We start from the raw sequence: 23,121 nt of genomic DNA, 5'->3' as shown, positions 1-23,121 counted from the left end.
ACGGTGTACACACAAGTTATCGAATCACTACCAGTCCTTGAATTACCCCACCCTAACCCTCCCCGTATGTATTGGGGAGGGAACTAAATTTTTCTTTTTCCCCCAATACATCGGGGGGATTAAGGGGGGTAATTCGACTTGTGTATACACCGTAGCCTTTTTAAGGGGGGTTAGGGGGAATCTAAACGTGTCCAAAATTACAGCAAAACACTTTTCAAACAACCTCTTAGTAAGGGGAGGTTGAGAAGTGTGAAAAGAATGTGCAACTTCATAAACAATTGGTATTACCACCAACGGATTTGCAAATATCTACCCTACTCTGTCTTTCAACTCAGCCTCAGTTTGCCAATTTACAGGTTTATAAGTCCTAAAAATAGGATAGGTTTTATGTATAAGCAAAAGCAATTTTACCATATGCTAATTTTTTCACTAGGGTCATCTCTCCGGTTTTGATATCCACGGTAAATAGAGAATTCATTGGCTGATGATTTAAATTAGCAACTGCATATAATTTTCCTAATGGAGAAAAAGCTAAACTGAGCAAATCACTTGCTAAAGCTTTATTTTCAAAATGCAACTCTGATAACTTAATAATTAGTGGTTTGCCAGTGATCCCTGAATTATTCTCCATATCTAACTGCACTAAATGCACACCCATTGGTATACCCATGCTTGTAGCATAAATTTTTCTGTTAACCGGGGATTGAGTGAGATTACTATAGCGTCGATCTGGTTGCAGATCGGGTAAAACTAGTTCATCATAAGTTACTTTACCCGTCTTATAGTCAATAGTTACTAACTCAAAGGGTGGAATACCTGAATTGAGACTAACTATACCCAGAAGCTTGCCATCTTTAATTTCGATCAGACTTTCTAAAGTACTATTCTCCTGTTTAAATCCCGAAACTTTTAGAGCTTTGTGAGTTCCAGAAGACTTTTTACTATTAATAAATATGAGACGAGTAAAATTGCCATTTTGCATGTGTGCTGTACACGCAATAATAAACATCCCGTTGGATAAAGGAGCGAAACTCGTTATCCTCTCGTGAGGTTTTGTATGGAAGGCTTTAGGTACATGTTTGGTATGTGTATTTTGATTCTCAACAATGTTAGCGGAGATTGTCGAGTGCGATAACTGTTTACCAGTTTGTATCTCTAAAGACACTAGAGATATTTCAGGGGTCGTGTGGGTTATATTTTTCACCTCTGAACTATGCAATAGTCTAGCTACTGGATGAGAAATATTTATTGCGGTTTCACTAGCTACACTTTCACTAAGTACATTTAGGTTATTGCTGGTCGCAAAGTGTACTCCATAAATTATGGAAGACTTATGCACAGTAGTTTCTTGGAGATTGGGATTCATATTCAACATATTGGACTAATATTTGATTGGAAGAAAATATACATAAATTCCAAAACCCGTTTTATCTTTTATCACGGTTTCATTTGGAATTTATTCAGAAATCAGACAAAAGTTTATATGGGAGCATCTCAGTTTTGCAAATGCACCCTAAATCGACCCCCCTTAGTCCCCCCTTAGTAAGGGGGGAAACAAGATATTTGCTCCCTCTCCTTAGTAAGGAGAGGGTTGGGGTGAGGTTGAAAAAGCTTTCTACAAAAGTGAGATGCTCCCAGTTTATATTTTGTTAGTGTCTGTTATAAAAACTACTTTCAACATTTGCTTAATAATAATCACTAACAAATCTTTGAGACGACCTGTAATAAATAACCCAGTTTCATCGTCGCAAAAACAGCCCCTCTGCCGTATCAGCCAGATCAGCGCCAAATGTTTTCTGAGTCTGATGGCATTAGCGGTATCCAGACTCCTTGGAGTAACAGACCAAAGGATACACCATTTAACAATTCAAAATTCAACAAGAAATACTTAAAGGCTGGGTGTAGGGTGTAGAGAACTGATATTGTCTTACTACAACCCTACACCTCTTTGGTATAACTAACGTGGAGTAGGTGTTGGTAAAGGATTTGAAGGTTTGAATGACTGAGGAATTGCCCCATTCCAGACTTGATTAAATTGATCTGGTGTGAACGACTGTAAAATACTGAGCTTTAAAGACTCTTGACTAATGAACTGGGCGTAGGATGGCTGTAAATAAGATTGGTATTCAGGGCGATTGAGGAGATGAGTTTCCAAAAAAGCTACGCTTAAGGCATCGAGATAAGAATAAACAGGAGCAGGATTGGGGCCTAGTAAGGCAGATGGTACAGGTAAAACATTATTTTCAGGGGTAGGTTCGGCGATCGCCGAAAAGTGAGTAGCATTTTCGATCAAAGCAAGGTACTTATTGGAGTTAGAAAGCCAGGTAAAGGGTCGAATCTGCTCAAATACGGGTGGGGCGAAAATATCTTGACTACCAGCTACCAGCATGACGGGAATTTTAATTTGACTCACGCCACCCTCCCCTAAAACTGAGCTGTCAATGGGATTAATCGCCATAATGGCCTTAATGCGATCGTCTTTGAGTTCGTAATTTCTTGGCGATAACTCAGTTGCTTGACATTGCAACAACAGCGATAAATTAAAGTATGAATTGTTGGGATTGCAGTCTTGGTAGAGTTGCTTAAAGTTAATATTTGCTCCTGCTAAAGTCAAAACAGTGTAACCACCAAAAGACTGACCGATCGCCCCAATTTGCTGAAAATTGAGTTTTCCTTGGAGGGAAGGATCGGATTTGTCTAAACGCTCCAGTTGATCGAGCAAAAACTTGATATCCAAAGGTCGGTTGATAAATTCCGCTGGTTCTGGCGGCTTTGCCAATCCTGCAAAGTATAACTGAAAGCGTTCGGCATTACTACCAGGATGTTCCAGCACTGCAACAGCAAAACCATAGGATGCTAGATGGTGAGCTAGATAAGCAAAAGTAGACCGATCTGATGCCAGACCATGAGAAATTACAATCAGCGGAAACGGGGGTTTTTTTGTGTTTTCTGAACCTACTTCCGGTAAATAGATATCTACTGGGAGACGGCGATTGCGAGAAGTATCATTTAGTTCCAGGCTTTTTTTCTGCCAACGAAATTTTCCTGGCGATCGCAAATCTGGTTGTTTTGAGAAATCAAAAGTGGAATTGGCTGCTTGGGCAGTTGCTTCTTGTTGCAGAAAAGCCACAACTTCATCCTTTTTTTTGAACAATTGTGACAAGTCATCAACTATCCTGAGCCCCTCTGTATAATTTAGCCTGATAGTCTGGCTGGGAAATCTCCGCAGCAAATTGATCACTGTTAAACCTTCGCGATCGGCAGCAGCCAAAATTAAAGAGGCACGTATGGCATAAAAACCGTTTTGTCGAGACTCAGTGAGCAGTAAATCTCCTAGCCGTTGCACCACCTGCTCCCCTATAGGTGAGTAAGTAACCTGAGATACCACAGTAGGACTAACATTGAACCGCTGCTGGAGTAGATCCCGCAGTTGGGCGAGTTGTTCGGGAGTGGCGCGACTAGCATAAAAAGAAAAGTCTTCATCGATTTTGCCCTCTTTAGCAAAAGTTTCTAGCGAATTCACAGACAAAGAGAATTCGCCGAAGGGAGGGTAAAAAAAGCTAATGCGCTCAGCCCCTAATCCAGGAGTAGCGGTCAAAAACGCAGATAGAAAACCTAAACCCAGGTATTTCAAAAATTTTTTCATCAGAAAAACCTACTGTCTAATGCTGCTTAAACAAGTTCGTAGTCAGGACTTTAGTCTTTATTTTCTAAGCCCTAAAGTCCTGACTACAAAGCCTCAAAACTAGCTTGACAAAGTACTAGTAGGGTCAGTTGTATGTCCCTATAGTCATTTGTATTGCTTAAGGTGGTTGATTTGATCCAGCGATCGCCAACAAAGTAGGGTCAGTTATATGTCCCTACGGTCATTTGTATTCTAGCCAGTTAAAATTGCTGTAAATAGCAAATTTTTCACCTAAACAGTATCAGTAGCGCGATAATAGATATAGAGATCAAAATATTTTATATGTCTGTAACTACCTGTTCTTGTTGTGTTGTTGTCCTCAATCAACAACAGGAGCAAAATCTCTCCCACCAAAATCAGTGTCAGGATGTGCCAGTTAACCACAGCAAGAATAGTGGGGAAAATTCCACTGTGGTTGAAAATGGTCGCGTTGTCGTGAAACCCTCACAACCACGAATTAATCAAACTTCTGAGTAAATTTGAGCCATTTAACCTATTTACTCTAAAGGTAAAACGTCGTGGAAACGATTGTAGTCGATGTAACGATGTCCATCAGCTGTGTGATGGAAAATATCGACAAATCGATTGTTCCACAAAATCTCATTGGCACCATAGCTATGACGAGCATGGACTACCTGTGCAACCGTTTCATCAATGCCACTCAAAGAGATGATCAGCATCGAATTTGTCTCGATGAGCGATTCCGGTGTCATTCCATATAAAGGACTAAACTCATCAATCACATGTACCACTGACCAGCTTAACGAGAAGTTAGGTGTTTGGTTCCTCAGCAGTTGGAGATCGTAGATTCGACGCATAAACTGCCCTTCTGCCGTTATTTCATCACGCATCAAATATACTCGCATCTGCGCTTCTAAAATCGTGTTGCGGCGCTGATTAGCGGTGCGAAACATCAAAGTAGGTTTGGCGTCATGAGGTGTAATTACTGCTACACGACTAAACATTACACGGGCAGTTGGTCGAGAGAATCGGGCAAATGCTAGTCCAGTCATCACCGCAATTCCCACCAAACCGATCATCGCTTCAATGGTGACAATAATGTTGGCATAAGTTGTTTTCGGATACATCGCACCGTAGCCGATGGATGCTAGAGTTTGGACGCTAAAGAAAAAGAGATCTAAAAAAGAGCCAGGTCGGGCGTTAGCAATACAATCTCCTCCTAGCGAGTAAGCTAGGGCGAACAGAGCATTAGTAGTTATATAGAAAACACAAATCAGAGGAATAAAGCCAGTCCAGGGAATCGTCAGTAGCAGATGGTAGGGATCGCGCCAGTAGGAATACCATGCACCCATACCCATCACCTCAAATTTTCCATCTCGAACTTGAATGTAAATACGTGGGCTCAAACGCTGTTGTTGCTTCCGTGAAAGTCGTTTCAGTCGAAATCTCATCGGGGGTAGCCAAAAGAACGACAAGTAGTTAATATAACTAGGGTTGAAAAGTCGCTGTTTTCAGTTACAGTGCAGTTGCAAAGTAACAACCAGGTTGTGATGAATCGAAATTTCTGGATTACGGCTTTAATTGCTTTTATTAATTCCCTGAGTTTTACAGTTTTAATTCCCATTATCTACCTTTATGGCAAACAATTTGGTCTTAGCGATTTTCAGACGAGTTTGTTATTTTCGATTTACTCCATAGCTCAGTTTTTTGCGACTCCAGTGATTGGGAAACTCTCCGATCGCTTTGGACGCAAACCTCTATTGATCGTTAGTTTAGCCGGAACTGCGATCGCTAACTCGATCGCTGGAACAGCAACAACAGCAGGTATTCTCTTTCTAGCTCGCCTCTTAGATGGAATCACAGGCGGAAATGCTTCCGTAGCTCAGGCAATTATTTCAGATATTACCATTCCCGAAAAGCGTGCCCAGGGCTTTGGAATTTATGGAGCAGCATTAGGGTTAGGCTTTGTACTAGGCCCAGTTACCAGCTTGTTGGCACAGCAGATTTCTTTGGGATTTGGATTTATCGTTTCCGGAGCAGTGGCATTCGTAGCTCTCTTAATTACAATCTTCTTATTACCAGAAACTCTGCCAAACAAAGCTAAAAAAGCACAAAATATCTTTGACTTAGGTTTAGGAAATTTAATTAAAGGTCTGACTATGCCGAAAGTTAATATACTTCTAATTATCAACTTTTTTATTGGCACAACTTTTACTATTTTTACTTATGCCTTTCAGCCCTATTACATCAATGTTTTGGGTCAAAATAGCAAGTCTTTGACGTTGCTATTTTTAGTCTTTGGAGTGTTAGGCGTAATCATGCAAACTTGGGGAGTTTCAATTCTCAGTCGAAAATTTAATGTAGTTAGTATATTATTTTTAGGTTTATTTTTCCGAAGTTTGTCATTTGTATTAATGCCAGTATTTCCTAGTATTGTTTACTTTACGGGAGTTAGTATACTCTTTTCAATCTTCAATTCTTTAGTTCAACCTATGATTAGTACGCTAATTTCTCTCAATACTAAACCAGAGGATCAAGGAACTGCAATGGGATTGAACGCATCTTATTTAAGTATCTCCAATGGTATTGGTCCTGTAATTGCCGGAATGCTAATTCATCAATCTAACCCCAATACCTATGGTTATCCATTATATTTGGCAGGAATATTTACTTTTTTAGTATTGTTTTTGGCAATAGTTACTCGCAAAAGATACATGCCTCAAGTTAATTCGTAATTCGTATTTTCCCAAAATAGCATAATGTTTTTAATTGTAATACCAATTCTTTATAGGGGGATAGAGATATCTGCAACTTCACATTAAATTGGTATAAAAGCTATTCTTTCACTGTATGCTTAACAACAACACACGACAGCGAATAAATCTGTCCCAATACTACTCGGGTTTTGCATTTTTAACTCGGAATTGGGTTTGGGGAAAAGGTTAAAGGGTAAAGGTTAAAGGTTTTTTCTTTTCCCTTTGCCCTTTTCCCCTTAACCGACAAGTATTGAAATCTGTCCTATTGTTGAAGACATACCCCAAAAAAAATAGGGTGTGCAATGCTCACCCTACTAAATTTATCTGCTAGAAACTTATTTTTCAGACTTTGGTTGCTGACCTTTAGAACAACGGTCAAACCATTCTTGGTATTGTTTCTGATGTGATTCATCCTCAACAGCAATCGTTACTTGCACGTGCTTACAGGCGTTATTTTGCTCTAGGGCGATCGCATTTAATAATAAACTAGCAATCTTAGGTGAATTAAATTCACCACTTACTGTTAAAGCGCTGTCGAAATGTTGAAGTTCAACTCTTTTTACTTCAGTCAAATCTAGCCCAGAAATTTCACCTTGACTTAAATCAATTTCTGCAAGTTGTTTGTATTCTGGGCTAACTTGTTCTACAATTAACTTCTCATAACGGACAGGCACTTGTACCATCCGAGTTTCAATTTCCTTGCGAACAATTACTTCACCAATTTTTCGCTTGCTATTTTCAATAACTAATCGTTCTTCTAGTAAACGAATAATCTTTTCTTCACTAACATCTTCTAAATTTTCTGGCTTAATAGAGTTATTTTTGGGTTGACTATCAGCTAGTTTTTTAGTTGAATTTTCTGATAATTCTGAGAGGTTGCGTGAGCGTAGCCCGTCGTAGTCCTCGCCCGGTGTTTCTGTTTCTAAATATTCAGGCATATAATCTATTTCTGATTGTTCCAGGTCTATGAAAACAGATTTAGTCGGGTTGTCGATTTTTTTTATTCTCTGGCTCTGCACTTGAAATAAAGAAGTATGTTTCTCGGCTAACTGCTGACCAGATTCTACAACTTCTTGATGCACTTGGTTAGATATAACTAAGGTTAGCCGATGATTAGGATCGACAATTAAATCCTCAACCTTCCCTACTAGCTCACCTTGACTATCAAACACAACAAAATTATTCACCTTATTTTTCAAATTTGCTAGTAAGGTGTTAGTGCGATTATTCAAGTTTGCTTGCCCAATCTTTTTTGTCATCAGTTGGCTATTCATAATGCAAAATTTATCAACTGCTTTCTATTTATGTTTATTTAAAAATTGCAGTCATAAATCATTCGTCAGAATTTGAGATAGTTGTTATCCCCCTGTAACCCCCCCCAAAAATATAGCGGTTCTCGCCTGACCTCTCTCCAAACCTCTCTCCTTTTAGGCTACGGTGTACACACAAGTCTGAAATACCTGATGAATCTGGGTTTTACCCCGCCCTAACCCTCCCCGTATGTATTGGGGAGGGAACTAGATTTTCCGGTTTCCCCCCTTTACAAGGAGGGATTAAGGGGGGTAATTCGATTTGTGTGTACACCGTAGCTTTTTAGGAGAGAGGCTTTGAATCTTGAAGGGGTTAGGTCTGTATTGGACTCAACCGAGAAGCGCTATATTGGAGTGAATTTTCTGACAAATCATTTCGGATTTATATAAAATAATTCGTAATTCGTATATATAATTACTTGGAAATTTTTACCCAAGGAATTAGAAACTACCAATTTTATAGCTTGGTATGTTATTAAGCCAAAAATTACGAATTACGAATTACGTAGCTAGCTTCTCGCTGGACACGAGTATTACTAATTAGTTAGTTACTTACAGATCTTCAACAGGAAGATTAGGAGCATTCACTTCTAATTCTTCACGACGCAGAGTTTCTTGAGCTTCAACAGTGTCTTGATCTACCACTTTTTTAACTCTTACTTCTTCCCGCAAAAATGCCTCTTTACGAATTTCAGGAGTTTCTTCATGGAGTTCTATGCGAGCAACTTCACCTTCACGGAAGTTTGCTTCGCTTGCAGAAACTGGCGTACCCGCATTGGTAGGTGTTACACGCTCAATCACAACTCGCTCTTTTTCCACTGGAACTGAAACTGTTGCTGTCTCAGTTTCAACACGTTTACCAATTGATACTTCTCCAGTTTTGCGGCGTTGTTTAGTGGCGATTAGTCGTTCTTCATACAATTTTAAAGTTGAATTATCTTGTTCATTTAAGGCGTATAAAGAAGGCTCGTGTTCGTATGTATAGCTATCACGATTGTAAGTAGGAGTAGGATAATTTGTGTCTAATGGTGCTGATGCTTCTACAGGAGGGGTATATTCTCCTGAGCCACGATAAACACCACGAACTCGTTCTTCATAGTCGTAGTCAAGGGATTGACGTTCATTGAACTCAGGTAAATCTTCTGCTTGCTCTCTAGTCAAGCCAACTGTGTAAACGCGACTAGTATTATAGTCAATACGTCCACGACCAATTGGTAGTAATACTTTTTTACCAAAAATCCAGAAGCCTAAGTCAACAACTAGATATCGTAAATGACCTTCTTCATCAACTAAAACATCGCTAACAGTACCAATCTTTTCGTCAGTTCCTTGTGTATAGACCCCTAGTCCCTTAATATCATGACCTTCAAAACTCTCTTGGTAGTTAGGATCAAAATCATCTAATTTGTAAAGAACCATTATATTTAACCTCAAAAATTTTCTTTTCGATCTCGTTATTAATAATTTAGACATTTCTTTAATTGTTTACCTCTTTCTGTCGAAGTAACTTTCTGAAGAGTCAATTATCGAAAGTTATATATAGTTTCTGAATTAAAAAAACAAGAAGACAGGCAGAGATAAAAATTAACTTTGCCTGTTGATAATCAATAGAAATATAACTAAAGTATGAGAACGCCGATTTATAATGAGAAGTCGGCGTTCACGAATGATTGAAGATTGCTATATTCTTTTTCTTTTGTCTTATCTTAGTGATAAATACTTAAAATTGTCATTAAATATTGTGTCAATGTAAATGCATCTACACCCAATTCAGTACGCTCTTGGGCTGCTAAAATACCCGCTTGGGAATGCCACCAAGCAGCAGTTGCAGCAATATCTTCTATAGGAATCTGTTTAGTAGCGGCTTGTGCTAATAATCCACCCAACAATCCTGTTAACACGTCACCGCTACCGCCACGTGCCAAGGCAGGTGTACTTTCTGGAACAATCCAAACTTCATTTTGCGGGTTGGCTACGGCAGTTCTTGCGCCTTTTAACAAAATTATTGCCCCACTTTGGGCTGCTGCTTCTCGTACTGCTTTTATCCGATCGCCTTTGGCATCAGCGATATGGGGAAACAATCGCTGAAATTCACCTGTGTGGGGTGTGAGTAAAGTTACTGCTTGGCGTTTTTGTAAAGTGGGGATGGTTCCCATTTGGGCGAGTATATTTAAACCATCGGCATCGAGAAGCAAAGGTCGATCGCTTTCAATGACCTTTTGGACAATTGGAGTGGCGTCTGTTGTTAAACCGGGACCACAAGCGATCGCATTAAAAGAACTCAGATCGATTTTTGCAGGTAGTTCGAGGTAGGCGATGGCTCCACTTTCCGTCTCTGGACAACCAACAATCAACGCTTCTGGCAAATGTGACACCAAAAGAGATTTCAGCGATTCCGGTACAGCAACAGAAAGCATTCCCACACCACTAGCCCTTGCACCCAAACCAGTTAAAATTGCTCCACCAGCATAGCGCCGCGAACCACAAATCAGCAGTAAATGTCCTTCTTTGTACTTGTGGGTAACTGCTGGACGGGGTAGAGATAAAGTAGAAAGTGCCGTTGCTGGTGTAATGCGTTTAATCCTGGGTGCATTTCCCAGAACAGCTTGCACATCAGCCAAAGGAATATCAAAATCGATTAACTCAGCTTTGCCAACATACTCTAGCGCCCGATCTTGCAAGAAAGCTAACTTCCATAAACCCAGGCAAAATGTATAAGTGGCGCGAATCGCAGTTCCCAAGACTTCGCCCGTGTCAGTGTGCAACCCCGAAGGTAAATCAATACTGAAAATCGGCACAGACAAATCGTTTAGCTGATTAATTGCTGAAGCAATGCGATCGGTAAGGTTTTTTTCTAAACCAAATCCAAACAACCCATCAATCAACAAATCAGAATCTAGTAATTGTTCAATTTCTTGATAAATTGGGATGCCCAAACTCTGGGCATACTGCAAGTGCTGAGAAGTTAATTCTTTGAGCTTAGAGAAAGGAGAATAAATGGAAATTTCATATCCCCGAAAATGTAATTCACGGGCTATGACTAAAGCATCTCCCCCATTATGACCGGGACCGACAAGAATGCCGACACGAGGAAAAGGCGCGGGGAAAGAACTCTCCGCGTCCCCGCGTCTTTTCGCCGTGTCCTTTTCTTTCCCTTGTCTAGGGTGCGAGTAAATATCTTGAATGCGATGGGCAATTAATCCCGCCACCTTTTCCATCAAAGCGACTACAGGCATTCCTGCTGCAAAGAGCCGCGCTTCAATATCGCGCATTTGCTCAGCAGTTACTACCACTTGCGAAATTTGTTCTTGTCTATCTTGCATCACTGCTGAGTGCTGAGTTATGAGTGCTGAGTGAAAAGTTAGGAATTAGGAGTTGTGAGTTTTATATTACTTCAAACTCGCAACTCCAAACTTTTTACTCTTAATTTTTTACTCAGCACTCAGCACAGGCTAAACGCCTCGCTATCCATGTACAGCACTCATTCACTTTCCGTAATAAACTCTAGCATCACCGTATCCTAGATGTCGCAGATATTTATTCCATTCTTCTGCTTGTAATCGGTCAGCGAAAGGCCCGACTGCTACGTGTGGTCCTCGTGGTTGTGTCCTTTCGAGGACTCCGCCAGATCGTCCTAAATCTTGGCTGAATCGGGCTAAATTATCTCTGATTTGTTGGGCGATTCCTGGTAACTTTTCGGAAGTGGTGGGAATGGCTACATAATATCTAGATACTTGTCTGGGAACATTTCCATTACTGCGATCGCCGATTAAATTTCTATTACCTCCATTAAAAGAGGTTATTTCCTGTCCGTTAGCAAAGCTGATGATTCGGGCATTATAAATACCTCGTGATTGTAGTTCATTCACCCGTTGTTGGGCGTTAGATACTCTACTAAAAACTCCTGATTGAATTACATTACGTCCTTGGTATTCTCGAATGTAAGCACTAGGTTCAAGCCGGCGTATTGCTTGTAGCGTCTGCAAATCACTGCCATCAACGTAAACTAAATAGCGTTCAAAGTTTTGGTTATATTGAGTATACTGTGATGGTTGAGTGGGCTGAAAGTTCTGCTCAGGTTGAAAAGTCTGTGCTGGTTGAGTAGGCTGAAAATTTTGCTCGGGTTGAAAAGTCTGTCCTGGTTCTGCCGGTGGTAACTGCGGTGATTCTTGATCAAAGGGAACTGGCGGTAAAGTTTCAACTTCTTGTTGAGCCAATAGCAGGTTCTTCTTTGAGATTTGTGCTTGTACTGGGATACAGTCAGCAATCAGCAGAAAACATCCTCCCATTAACAAAGACAAGATCTGAAATCGAATAAATTGATTTGGTATTCCACTGGACATAGTAGTTAGAAAGTAATCTAAATATTTTTAGGCAATTTCTGTCAGGAACTAATTAGTTCGCTGTTGTAGGAACTATATAGCGTTAGTGTTAAGTTACCTCATTTAAGTTCTAAACAATACATTTGTAACTAATCTTAGATGAGTAAATGAGCAACAATTATCTAGGACTTATGCACTCAAAACCCAACCTAGATCCTCTTTCAAGGCAGTCCAGCGATGTATCTAGTTACTGATAAACTGAAGTGCTTTGCTGGCAAGGCTTTGAAAGAGTGTGTGCTACAATTGGACAGCCACGCAGCTACCATGTTGTGTTTGTATGAAAAAAGTCGTCGTTGGTCTTTCTGGTGGTGTTGACAGTTCCACCGCCGCTGCTATCCTGCACCATCAGGGTTATGAAGTAATTGGTTTGACTCTTTGGCTAATGAAAGGCAAAGGTCAATGTTGCTCTGAGGGTATGATTGACGCGGCTGATATCTGTGAACAACTGGGCATTCCCCATGAAGTTGTAGATATTCGGGATGTCTTTCAAACAAATATTGTCGATTTCTTGGTGACTGGTTACAGTGCTGGGATCACGCCTTTGCCTTGTTCTCAGTGCAATAAAACAGTGAAGTTTGGACCAATGGTGCAGTATGCCCGCGAACAACTGGGATGCGATCGCATTGCCACTGGTCATTATGCCCGAATTAACTATGACGAAGCCACTGAGCGTTATCAGTTATTACGGGCTGTCGATCGCAACAAAGACCAATCTTATTTTCTCTATGATTTGTCTCAAGATTTACTAGGGGCAACTATATTTCCTTTGGGCGAACTGGAAAAAACTGACACCCGTCGCATCGCCACTGAATACGGTTTAAAAACTGCTGATAAGCCAGAAAGTCAAGATTTGTGCTTAGTGGAAAGTAACGGTTCCATGCGCGCATTCCTTGATAAATATCTTGCCCCCAAAACAGGCGATATTGTCGATACCGCAGGGAAAGTTTTGGGACAGCATGATGGCATTCATCACTATACAATTGGACAGCGTAAAGGCTTGGGAATTGCTGCTCCTGAACCTTTGTATGTGATTGAATTAGATGCGGTAAATAATCGAGTAGTTGTTGGCGATCGCACCAAGGTAACTGAGCCAGAATGTACTGTAGGCCGAGTCAATTGGGTGTCTATCTCTGAACCATCTAGCCCAATTCATGCCGAAGTGCAAATTCGCTATCGTTCTACACCTACACCAGTGACGGTGATTCCCTTAGAAAACTCTCGTGTACGTTTGATGTTTGATGAACCTCAATTCAGTATCACACCCGGACAAGCAGCTGTGTGGTATGACGGCGAAAAAGTATTAGGTGGTGGAATCATCGAACAGTTTAGCTAGTGGCTGTCGTAGAAGACATTGCAATGCAACGTCTCTATAAGGTCTATGAGGGCATTGGTAACTTCTTTCCCATGCCCCATTCCCTTGTAGATAGAGTTTTTCATAAATACATATTGCTACACCAAGGGTAATAAAATTTCAAATTCAGTGCCTACACCAATCTGGGAACGAAAATTGAATTTACCACCATGTCTCACGGTTATAATTCGATAGCTTACTCCTAAACTAGTTTCTTTACTATTTTTTGTCTCCAGACAAAAAGACTCGATAATTTGCTGTTGCAACTCTGGAGATATTCCCGGACCATTATCAGCAATCCGAATTAGAATCCAGCGAGAATCTAGTATATTTGAGGTAGTCGGTTTCTGTGAAATAACTTCTGTGGTAATCTCAATCCGGGGTTTTTGAACAGTTTTTGTATCTTCTAGATGCAACTGCTGTCGCACTGCTTCATTGAGTAAAGTATCTACAGCTTCGCTTAAAATATTCATCAAAACCTGGTTTAACTGCCCCATAAAGCAATACACTGGTGGCAATTGTCCATAGCTTTTGACGATTTGAATTTCTCCTTGAATTCGGCTATTAATTAATAAAATAAGGTTATCTATACACGCGTGTAAATCTACAGGCTTGGGATAAAGTTCATCGATATGGCAGAAGTTTTGTAAGCTGGTAACAAGTTTTTTTAATCTTTCTGCTCCATTGCGGATACTAGAAAGCGATCGCAACAAATCTTGTTCTAAAAAATCAAATTCAATCTCTTCTTTGATTTGGTTAATTGTCTGAGAAGCTGATGGTAACTCTCGATCGTAAGCCTCTATTAACTTAAGTAAGTCTTGGCTGTAGGTTGAGACATAAGTTATGTTACCCCAAATAAAACCCACAGGATCTAAAATTTCGTGTACTACCCCATCTACTAAACGCCCTAAACTTGCCATTTTATCATTTTGGATCATTTGGGCTTGGCTGCGTTCATATCGGACAAAATTATTGATTCCGCGAATTTGCCAAGAAATAACATTTAATTCTTGCACATCCAATAATCTATAATCGCCAGATGCCGTTTGCACTACAATCGGTTCTGATAATAATTCCGGCGATCGCTTTAAACTAAGTTGCATTGCCATTAAAATCAATGTCGTCTCAGCAAGCAGCAAAATCGGTGTCCGTGCATAGCCGTAGAGAACCCCTAATGGTTGCTGAACAAACAACTCTTGTCCATAGGGGCGAATTAAAATTTCTAACAGTCGCCGCCGCGAAATCATACCCACAAACTTTCCCTGTTCTACCAAAATTACTCCCGGTAGCAGGGGATACTTTTCCAAAAAATTAGCCACTTCCATCGCAGTGCAGTTAATTTCCACTGGGAAGTTGTACATTGGTAGTTCTTGGAGGGTTGAATCTAAACTGATATCGCGATCGCTACCAAGAGACAAAAATGGCGGTGAGATTTGAAAACTGAATTCTTCTGGCACTATACACCCTGATTTTGACAAAGACAGGTCAACAATAAGCTAATATTTTAGCCTCTGTCATTCTTTAAATGCAGTTTCGGTATAAGTATCTATGTTGAGCATTGGACAAAAAACGACGCAGGGACGCGGGGAAGTTCAGACAATGGGGGACAAGGAGAAAAACGGCGTTGCAACTTTTTCTCCTTGTCCCCTTGTCTCCCCACTCCCTGCTGTGAACCAAAGCTCAAATCAAATTTTGCCAAAACTAGCCATAATCAATTATCGTAACAACTAACAGCGATCCCCAAATGTTGAATAACTGTAAATCCTTGATGAAAATATGGCGTAGTTAATATTTTATTCAGAAAATTACTGTAAGTATAAACATAGGGAAATTCAAAATCATCTATGCAGCTACTTGCCCACTGGTATCGGAACAATTTCTGAACTCAGACAATCTTAGAAATGGTCATCGTCAGTAAATGCACTCAGGTAAATATCACTGTTTCCCCTGAATTAAAGGATTGTAGCGCTTAAACGGCACTCGCAACCGTAGGACAACTTGTTATTTATAATGATGTTTAATTTTCTGGAACTGCTTTTGATCCCTATTTCGATAAAATGACTAGTACAGCACGGCGTAAATAAGCCACGCATTACTAAATGTCTGAAACCCTTGTGAACAGGTAATTATGAATTACGTTAGCGAGTCCGCGTACTCTGTAAGAGTTGCAAGCTACGCTTTTAGCGTCTCGTACAGAGCGTCATTACGAATTACCCCCACAGCGACTAAGCAGAACTATAAAACTCAAAACCGCTTTTGACAGCGACGCCCATGAATCAACTCAACAATGGTTTTACGCTATTTCTAAGTCTGCTAGTCGAGGCGATGCCTTTTTTGCTTCTTGGGGTTTTATTCTCCAGTTTGCTGCTATTTTTTGTTGATGAGAGCAAATTAGTAGAAAAAATGCCCAAAAATCCGCTGTTGGGTGCTTTAGTTGGCAGTATGATCGGCTTTTTATTTCCAGTGTGTGAGTGCGGGAATGTACCTGTAGCAAGGCGGTTCCTAATTCAAGGAGTACCCACACCAGTAGCAATTGGTTTTTTGCTAGCAGCACCAACAATTAACCCAGTTGTCATCTGGGCAACTTGGACAGCCTTTCGCGATCAGCCAGAAATAGTAGTATTACGGGTCGTATTTTCCCTATTAATCGCCACAATTATTGGCTATGTTTTCAGTTTTCAAAAGGACTTAAATCCCATAGTCCAACCTGCGATCGCTCGGTATATGAAGTTTAATCCCCCCGCACGGTCTGAAACCAAACGCCGTGGGAAACGCTACCAAGTAGAACAGGAAGCACCAGTACCAAATATCTTGCAATCCGGGACTTATATCTTAGGAGCAAAAGCAGGTTTACCTATACGGATCGATCCTAATTTAGTACCACCCACGATCATTTCTACTACTAGTAAACCTCTTGCAGATAAACTGCGTTTAGTGGTAGATAATAGCATTCAAGAATTGCGGGAATTAGGCGGAGTAATGGTTTTAGGAAGTGCGGTTGCTGCTGCGATTCAAGTCCTAGCTCCTCGTGAAATGTTCCTCAGTTTGGGTGCTGGGCCTATTAGCTCAATTGTGGTCATGTTGATATTAGCAGTAATAGTGTCAATTTGTTCTACAGTCGATTCTTTCTTTGCCCTGTCTTTTGCTTCGACTTTTAGCAGTGGCTCGTTACTAGCATTTCTAGTGTTTGGGCCAATGATTGACATCAAAGGTGTTGGTTTGATGTTAACTATTTTTAAGCCAAAAACTATCTTTTACTTATTTGCTTTAGCAGCACAATTAACATTTTTGTTTACCCTTTTCTTGAACTTGCATGTCTTTTAAAAAATTTGTCATTTGTCCTTCATCCTTTGCTAATCTCCAATGCCCTTCACAAGTGCTGTGAGTCGTTTAGCCCCTACTGAGTGGCTAATCTCACTTATTTCCTTAGAACGGGCTAAACGCCCCGCTACCGCTAACGAAACTATTTTCCCCAATGCCCAATGCCCAATAACTAATGGCTAACAGAAATCCCAAACCGAAAATCCCAATTCTTTTATTCCCTTGGCTGGATGCCCTAGCAATCACAGCTTGGGGCATTTTAATGTTGAGATATTGGCTAACTAACAAGCTGAACCTATTAATTCATCCAAATTATTTCTCGTGGGTGATTGTGTGTGGTGTCAGCTTCATTATTATTGGTTTGTTCAAAATGCAGGAACTTTGGCAGCAGCGCCGCCGTGATGTCATGCCAAACACCCAGCATATGAGTTTCTTTCCCCCTGGTTGGGGCAGTACATTATTATTGATTGCAGCAATTTTGGGTTTCATTTTTACACCGCAAGTTTTTGCTAGTGACAAAGCACTGCAAAGGGGTGTGACAGCTGATTTATTAGGAACCACAAGGGTTAAACCCCAAGCCTTTCGGGTAACTGTTCATCCAGAAGAGCGATCGCTTGTAGACTGGGTACGAACTCTAAATGTCTATCCAGAACCAGATTCATATACAGGACAAAAAGTCAAAGTCCAGGGATTTGTCATCCACCCATCAGATTTGGGAAAAGAATATTTGTTTTTAGCACGATTTGTCTTAACTTGCTGTGCAGCAGATGCTTATCCTGTGGGATTACCCGTTAAACTCCCAAATAATCAAGAGCCTTATTCGGCTGATACCTGGCTGGAAGTAGAAGGAAAAATGGTAACAGAAAATATCTCAAATAAACGCCAACTGACTATTTCTGCAACCTCCCTTAAAAAGATTCCTCAACCCCAGAATCCTTATACTTATTAGTTATTTGTCATTTTATTGATGACTAACGACCAATGCCCAATACTTCGGCTACTTCCGCCTTGCGGAAGTAGAGCGTAGTCGAAACTCAGTACAAGTGCCCAATGCCCAATAACCAATGACTAAATCAAAAGCATTTATTCAACCACTGGATCGCATCGCGATCGCACTGATGCTACTGTTGACTGTGTTGATTGGATTGATGATATTGCAAGGTGATGTGGTGAGAGCTCGTGTTCGAGATTTTACCTGGCAAAATCAGCAAATTGGTGCAGAAGATAACTCCTTTGGCCTCACCTTTAGTCGCCCAATGGTTACCAAAAGCGTAGAGGATAACTTAAAAATCGAGCCGCCTCTAGCAGGTAAATTTAGTTGGGCAGGGCGGCGAATGGTTTATACACTGCTCACCCCAGCACCCTATGGCACAAATTATAAAGTGCAGTTACAGGCAGCAAAAGATAAGTTTGCTGAGCAAGAAGGCAAAAATCGGACAATCCAGCCCTTTGTGGGTAGCTTCCGCACACGCGATCGCGTCATTCTTTACATAGGAACCGAGAAAGAAGAGCAAGGACGGTTAGTTCTTTACAACTTAACTCAAGAACAAAAAAGGGTACTTACTCCCAAAGACCTAGTAGCAATGGACTTTGAGTCATTTCCAGATGGGGAGAAAATTTTATTTTCCGCTCGTGCGAGCAATAACGAAGACTTACTTTCAGCTCAACTCTACACAGTTACAACAGGCGTTTCTAGTAAATCTGGACAAAAAGTAGAATCACCAGGTAGAGTTGACCTGATTTTAGATAGCAAAGATTATCAAAACCTGAAATTTGATCTATCACCTGATGGGCAAACCATTGTTATCCAACGGGGAAACAAAGCCAATCCCGGCGATTTTGGACTATGGTTTATGCCAACAACTACTGACAGTTCGGGAGAAAAACCTACCCCTAAACGCTTGAAAAGCCAGCCAGGAGGGGACTTTATGATTACGCCAGATAGTAAAGCCGTGGCAGTTGCCCAAGGACAGGGAGCAGCAATTTTACCGCTACAAGGAGATGCCAGTAAACCCTTAGATTTTCTACCACAGTTTGGCTTAGTACAGGCTTTCTCCAAAGATGGTTCTCAAGCAGCAATGGTAAAGTTTAATACAGATTATACGCGAGATTTGTTTTTAGTCACAAACCAAGGCGTACAGAAACAACTAGTAAAAACAACAGGTTCAATTGTCAGCTGCCAATTTGACATCGCCTCACCCACCCTCTATTGCTTATTGACACAGTTAGTATCTAAGGAACAATATATAGAACAACCCTATGTAGTGGCAATTGACCTGAAAACCGGACAACAAAAACCACTGCTAGTACTACCTCCAGATCAGCGAAATGTGCAAATGAGTTTATCTGCTGACGGTTTGGGCTTATTATTTGACCAAGTAGTACCGCAGAAAAACCCTCCGACATCATTACCTAAAAACACTTTGAAAACTGATGATGGAGATGCGATCGCTACCAGCAGCCTTTGGTTAATGCCTCTCTTGCCCATAGCTGATGCTACAACTGTCGAAATTAAACCAGAACAACTCCCCTTAGCTGGATTTCATCCCCGCTGGCTACCTTGAGAGAATAATTTGTAATACTACCGTCTCTACAATATAGTACGCAAATGGCCAGAAGCGAGCTACGTAATTTGTAATTGTGAGTAGTAATAACCGTAGGATATTTGTCACATTTTAAGAACTAAGTGCCAGCGACGACAAATAACAGGCTTGATGCTTCTACCTATTTTTAGTCTTGACAGGAATTTTAATTACAAATTCTGTCCCTTCTCCTGGAACGGAAATACAGCCAATTTGTCCACTATGTTTTTCAACTATGATCTGATAACTGATCGATAGACCTAAACCAGTGCCTTTACCCACAGGTTTAGTAGTAAAAAAAGGGTCAAATAATCTTGTACGCACTTTCTCACTCATTCCAGAAGCATTATCAGCAAAGGTTATTACTACCCATTCTCCATCAATTACCTCAGTGCGAATACGAATTGTTGGTAATAAGTAATTGGGTTTTTCTAGTTGATTATTACCTATGAACCATGATTTCCTACTATCTTGTAATGCATCAATAGCATTAGTAAGGAGATTCATAAAAACTTGATTTAGTTCCGCAGGATAGCATTCTATTAAAGGTAAGTCACTATATTCTTTAATAACTTTAATTTCTAGATGTTTAGCTCCAGCTTCTAAGTAGTATTTTAAAATAGTTAAAGTACTATCGATACCTTGATGAATATCGACTTGTTTAATTTCTGCCTCATCTAAACGCGAAAAATTTCGCAATGAGTTAACAATTTCAGTAATTCGTTTTGTTCCCACTGTCATAGAATTGAAAGCTTTTGTAAGATCCTGAGTCAGGAAGTCTAATTCCTTCTCTTGGATTATTTTTTTAATTTCCTGCGGAGGATTGGGATAATAATCTTGATATTTTTGGATTATTTCTAGCATGGAATGAGTACATTCTTTAGCATAGCTGATATTACCATAAATAAAGTTAACAGGGTTGTTAATTTCATGAGCAATACCAGCAACGAGTTTTCCTAAACTAGACATTTTTTCATTCTGGACTAGTTGAATTTGAGTTGATTGAAGCTCTTTTAAAGTTTGCTGAAGGTAGATATTTGTTTGTTCAAGACGATCTGATTGACTTATGCTAGATTGCTCAGAGACATCTAATAACTGAGTTAGTGTTGCAATTTGTGAGTTGAGATGTTGAAATATTTCATCATCTGTTTTCCTTACAATCGTCTGATCTACAATAGATTGCTCGCAATCAATGAAAACTTTTTCATTGTCAAAAGGTAATATTGTCGTCTTGACGTTTAATGCTATCGGACGGAATAAATTTACGCTTATCCGAGGAACTACAACTTTTAAAAACATAAGAAGTACAAATATGTTACCTGAAGGTAATAATCCTCCAAAGCCAACTACAGACTTGATATTATAAGGAATTACAAATGATGTTTGTGAAGGAATATAAGGACTACCCAAGGCATCAGGAACATAAAAGACGTTATACATCCGCTGTTCTAAATCAGTTAGTAAATTTGGGTCTGGTCGTACTACAATATCAAGATTTAGTCCTAATTGCTGGATAAGTTGAAAAATCATCGGTATGCGAGCAATCATCTCTTTGCTAAAGAGAGGAATTACCTTGTGTCCCTCAGATTTATGCCGTGAGTTCCATTCTGGTAGTTGTCCAGCAGTTGCCAGTAAAGTTAAACACTTTAGATTATCTTCTAGTAAATGATTTTCTAATAGACTATGTGTATACTCTTGTAATTTTGGTGTTAGCTTTCCGTAGGAATGAGTTTTGAAAAAACGGACAAGCGCACAGGATTTTTCACCAGAGTTTAGATCGATTAAATTATTATAAAGATATTGGACAATATCATTACTAGCTTCTTCCATACTGTTAGCTTTTTTGCCTAAATTACGGAGAGCTAAACCACATTCTGACATATTTTTCAAAGTAAAATTTTGTAAGTCATACATAATATATATCTCCTAGAAAATTTTTATGATTGATCGACTAAGGTTACTAATGACTGCGGACTAAAAGAGTGAAGTTTATGAAGATGAGAATTTTCTAATATAGCGGTCATATTGAATCTACGAAAAAATCAAGTGCATTTTTAACCCTTATTTTCTATACCTATCCCCTACTTCAATAAGTAATTTAAAAACTTATTGAGGATGACTACTATATACATTGAAGAGGTCATAATAAAATACGTTTCTAAAAGAGAACAAGTATGAAATTATATAAATAGAGTTAGTGAAATTTTTAATTCACGGCTTTTTTAGTTAAAAAGTTATCTCTATCCCGTGAACGATTACTTGAGAAGCAATTGTATTTTATACAAGACTTAAGTTAGTGAATTTTGGAGCCAGTCTTAGAAAAGCTTGTTGAAAAGAATTCATATTATAAAATATATGTAATAAAACATTAATTTTGCAATCTTTTATAAATTAACCTGAAACAGAAAAAAAAAACAATCAGGAAAATCCTTAATCTATTTAAGAATTTTCCTGATTATCAGAAAATAATGATAAATTAGACTTTAACAGCCATAAAATTCCCAAAAAAGTTACCCAATAGATGAGTACATACTGCAAACCAGTGCTGGGAAAATATTTAGACTAGTCTTTTAGTTCCTCTGGTAGCGTATTGACTAGTGTAGTTTCAGGGTTATAAGCTGTTGGACCTTTACTTTTCCAAAGCATTCTCGATATATGAAGGGTTACGGCGTCCAAAAAGTGCAACTTATAAGCGCAACAGCTTAGTAATGAAGTTTATGTGTATTTTGTATACACAATCTGTCTATAGTACCATAGTTAATTAGCAATCAGCAGCAAGAGTTATGCTATCACAACTTAATAACAGAAGAAACACGATAATGATTTGGATTAGAGCGGTAGTAGTTGTAGAACTTTTAATTGTTTACAAAATAAATATTGCATAACAGTCTCTAAAAAACGAATACTCGATATATAGTAAGTAACCCAATAGTCTCATGAACACTTTTATAACAAACATTCATCGGATTCTTATTGTCGAAGATGAATTTATTCTTGCAATCAACTTAAAAGAAAATTTAGAGTTCCTCGGATACACTGTTGTAGATATTGTAGATTCTGGGGAAACAGCAATTGAAAAAGCAACTGAACTTCGCCCAGATTTAGTTTTAATGGATATTAGACTTCAGGGTGAAATAGATGGTATTCAAGCAGCAGGAGAAATTTGGAATTCTCTTCAAATACCTTTTATTTATCTTACAGCTTACTCTGATAAAAGTACTGTAGAAAGGGCAACACTAACATTTACTTTTGGTTATATTCTAAAACCTGTTAGTCTGCAAGACCTATATGTTGGCATTCAAACAGCCTTCAATATTATTAAACAGAAACAAGCTGAGATATTATTACATAAAGCGTATGAAGAATTGAAATTAAAGGTTAAAAACTATACTAATAAACTTTCTTTAGTTAATGATGAATTAAAACTAGAAATTACTAAACCCCATCAAGCCGAGTCAGAATTGCCGACAAACGACGAGTGCATTTTTCCAAACACAAAGCCTAGTTGTTCGTTAACATCACGCCAGCTTGAAATTCTAAAATTAATTGCAGAAGGTCATTCTACAAAAGAGATGGCAGAATTATTAAGTATTAGTACTAAGACAGTCGAAGCACACCGATTGCAATTGATGAAGCGCCTTAATATTTATGATATTGTAGGTCTAGTACGCTATGCAGTTAGTCTAAAACTAGTAAATTTTGACATCTAAAATTATACAGACTAAATTAGCTTAATACACTAGATAATATTTCTGACAGCATAGAACCAAAAA

17 protein-coding genes are annotated in these 23,121 nt (G+C 39.3%); 8 read left to right on the top strand and 9 right to left on the bottom strand.

Annotation, left to right across the window (positions count from 1 at the left end; genetic code table 11):
• Nucleotides 1-385: 385 nt before the first annotated feature.
• Nucleotides 386-1,366 carry a hypothetical protein gene (locus ACFG4S_RS14960; protein ID WP_392535536.1) on the bottom strand — a complete coding sequence of 327 codons (981 nt, stop codon included), beginning with the start codon at nucleotides 1,364-1,366 and terminating at the stop codon, nucleotides 386-388.
• A 591-nt stretch (nucleotides 1,367-1,957) separates the two neighbouring features.
• Nucleotides 1,958-3,646: an alpha/beta hydrolase gene (locus ACFG4S_RS14955; RefSeq protein WP_392535535.1), complete on the bottom strand. Its 1,689-nt coding sequence runs from the start codon at nucleotides 3,644-3,646 to the stop codon at nucleotides 1,958-1,960.
• Nucleotides 3,647-3,967: 321 nt separating this feature from the next.
• On the opposite strand from ACFG4S_RS14955, the gene ACFG4S_RS14950 reads away from it, so the two are divergent.
• Nucleotides 3,968-4,162 carry a hypothetical protein gene (locus tag ACFG4S_RS14950; RefSeq protein ID WP_392535534.1) on the top strand — a complete coding sequence of 65 codons (195 nt, stop codon included), beginning with the start codon at nucleotides 3,968-3,970 and terminating at the stop codon, nucleotides 4,160-4,162.
• 20 nt (nucleotides 4,163-4,182) lie between these two features.
• Here ACFG4S_RS14950 and ACFG4S_RS14945 read toward each other — a convergent pair whose 3' ends face one another.
• Nucleotides 4,183-5,097 (bottom strand): ion channel, encoded by a 915-nt coding sequence (locus tag ACFG4S_RS14945; protein WP_392535533.1) that lies wholly within the window; start codon nucleotides 5,095-5,097, stop codon nucleotides 4,183-4,185.
• 99 nt (nucleotides 5,098-5,196) lie between these two features.
• On the opposite strand from ACFG4S_RS14945, the gene ACFG4S_RS14940 reads away from it, so the two are divergent.
• The gene (locus ACFG4S_RS14940; protein ID WP_392535532.1) at nucleotides 5,197-6,381 is read left to right on the top strand and encodes an MFS transporter; all 1,185 of its coding nucleotides are present in this window, start codon (nucleotides 5,197-5,199) and stop codon (nucleotides 6,379-6,381) included.
• A 356-nt stretch (nucleotides 6,382-6,737) separates the two neighbouring features.
• Here ACFG4S_RS14940 and ACFG4S_RS14935 read toward each other — a convergent pair whose 3' ends face one another.
• The 4 genes from ACFG4S_RS14935 to ACFG4S_RS14920 all read right to left on the bottom strand — a co-directional run bounded on the left by ACFG4S_RS14935 (nucleotide 6,738) and on the right by ACFG4S_RS14920 (nucleotide 11,929).
• A complete protein-coding gene (locus tag ACFG4S_RS14935; RefSeq protein WP_392535531.1) occupies nucleotides 6,738-7,676 on the bottom strand; it encodes a DUF2382 domain-containing protein in 939 nt (312 codons plus the stop codon).
• 588 nt (nucleotides 7,677-8,264) lie between these two features.
• Nucleotides 8,265-9,131, bottom strand: coding sequence for a DUF2382 domain-containing protein (locus ACFG4S_RS14930; RefSeq protein ID WP_392535530.1), 867 nt, complete (start codon nucleotides 9,129-9,131; stop codon nucleotides 8,265-8,267).
• A gap of 287 nt (nucleotides 9,132-9,418) precedes the next feature.
• Entirely contained in the window at nucleotides 9,419-11,035 is a 1,617-nt protein-coding gene (locus ACFG4S_RS14925) for an NAD(P)H-hydrate dehydratase (protein WP_392535529.1), read from the bottom strand.
• 162 nt (nucleotides 11,036-11,197) lie between these two features.
• Nucleotides 11,198-11,929 carry a hypothetical protein gene (locus ACFG4S_RS14920; protein ID WP_392535528.1) on the bottom strand — a complete coding sequence of 244 codons (732 nt, stop codon included), beginning with the start codon at nucleotides 11,927-11,929 and terminating at the stop codon, nucleotides 11,198-11,200.
• Between the two features lie 442 nt (nucleotides 11,930-12,371).
• On the opposite strand from ACFG4S_RS14920, the gene mnmA reads away from it, so the two are divergent.
• Nucleotides 12,372-13,427, top strand: a complete 1,056-nt coding sequence (gene mnmA, locus ACFG4S_RS14915; protein WP_392535527.1) for a tRNA 2-thiouridine(34) synthase MnmA — start codon at nucleotides 12,372-12,374, stop codon at nucleotides 13,425-13,427.
• A 116-nt stretch (nucleotides 13,428-13,543) separates the two neighbouring features.
• Here mnmA and ACFG4S_RS14910 read toward each other — a convergent pair whose 3' ends face one another.
• Nucleotides 13,544-14,902: an ATP-binding protein gene (locus tag ACFG4S_RS14910; protein ID WP_392535526.1), complete on the bottom strand. Its 1,359-nt coding sequence runs from the start codon at nucleotides 14,900-14,902 to the stop codon at nucleotides 13,544-13,546.
• A gap of 814 nt (nucleotides 14,903-15,716) precedes the next feature.
• Between ACFG4S_RS14910 and ACFG4S_RS14905 the strand changes: the two genes are divergently transcribed.
• The 4 genes from ACFG4S_RS14905 to ACFG4S_RS14890 all read left to right on the top strand — a co-directional run bounded on the left by ACFG4S_RS14905 (nucleotide 15,717) and on the right by ACFG4S_RS14890 (nucleotide 19,330).
• A complete protein-coding gene (locus ACFG4S_RS14905; RefSeq protein ID WP_392535525.1) occupies nucleotides 15,717-16,769 on the top strand; it encodes a permease in 1,053 nt (350 codons plus the stop codon).
• 39 nt (nucleotides 16,770-16,808) lie between these two features.
• Nucleotides 16,809-16,949 carry a hypothetical protein gene (locus ACFG4S_RS14900; protein WP_392535524.1) on the top strand — a complete coding sequence of 47 codons (141 nt, stop codon included), beginning with the start codon at nucleotides 16,809-16,811 and terminating at the stop codon, nucleotides 16,947-16,949.
• Nucleotides 16,942-17,715 carry a TIGR03943 family putative permease subunit gene (locus ACFG4S_RS14895; protein ID WP_392535523.1) on the top strand — a complete coding sequence of 258 codons (774 nt, stop codon included), beginning with the start codon at nucleotides 16,942-16,944 and terminating at the stop codon, nucleotides 17,713-17,715. The genes ACFG4S_RS14900 and ACFG4S_RS14895 overlap by 8 nt, the downstream gene beginning before the upstream one ends.
• Nucleotides 17,716-17,830: 115 nt before the next feature.
• A complete protein-coding gene (locus ACFG4S_RS14890) occupies nucleotides 17,831-19,330 on the top strand; it encodes a hypothetical protein (protein WP_392535522.1) in 1,500 nt (499 codons plus the stop codon).
• Between the two features lie 156 nt (nucleotides 19,331-19,486).
• On the opposite strand, the gene ACFG4S_RS14885 is transcribed toward ACFG4S_RS14890, so the two are convergent.
• The gene (locus tag ACFG4S_RS14885; RefSeq protein WP_392535521.1) at nucleotides 19,487-21,262 is read right to left on the bottom strand and encodes a sensor histidine kinase; all 1,776 of its coding nucleotides are present in this window, start codon (nucleotides 21,260-21,262) and stop codon (nucleotides 19,487-19,489) included.
• A 1,022-nt stretch (nucleotides 21,263-22,284) separates the two neighbouring features.
• On the opposite strand from ACFG4S_RS14885, the gene ACFG4S_RS14880 reads away from it, so the two are divergent.
• Nucleotides 22,285-23,058: a response regulator gene (locus ACFG4S_RS14880; protein WP_392535520.1), complete on the top strand. Its 774-nt coding sequence runs from the start codon at nucleotides 22,285-22,287 to the stop codon at nucleotides 23,056-23,058.
• Nucleotides 23,059-23,121: the final 63 nt, after the last annotated feature.

This window comes from Nostoc sp. C117 (assembly GCF_043099735.1).
Classification (GTDB): domain Bacteria; phylum Cyanobacteriota; class Cyanobacteriia; order Cyanobacteriales; family Nostocaceae; genus Nostoc.
The sequence above is the reverse complement of the archived record's forward strand: the minus strand, read 5'-3'. Positions and strand labels throughout refer to the sequence as shown.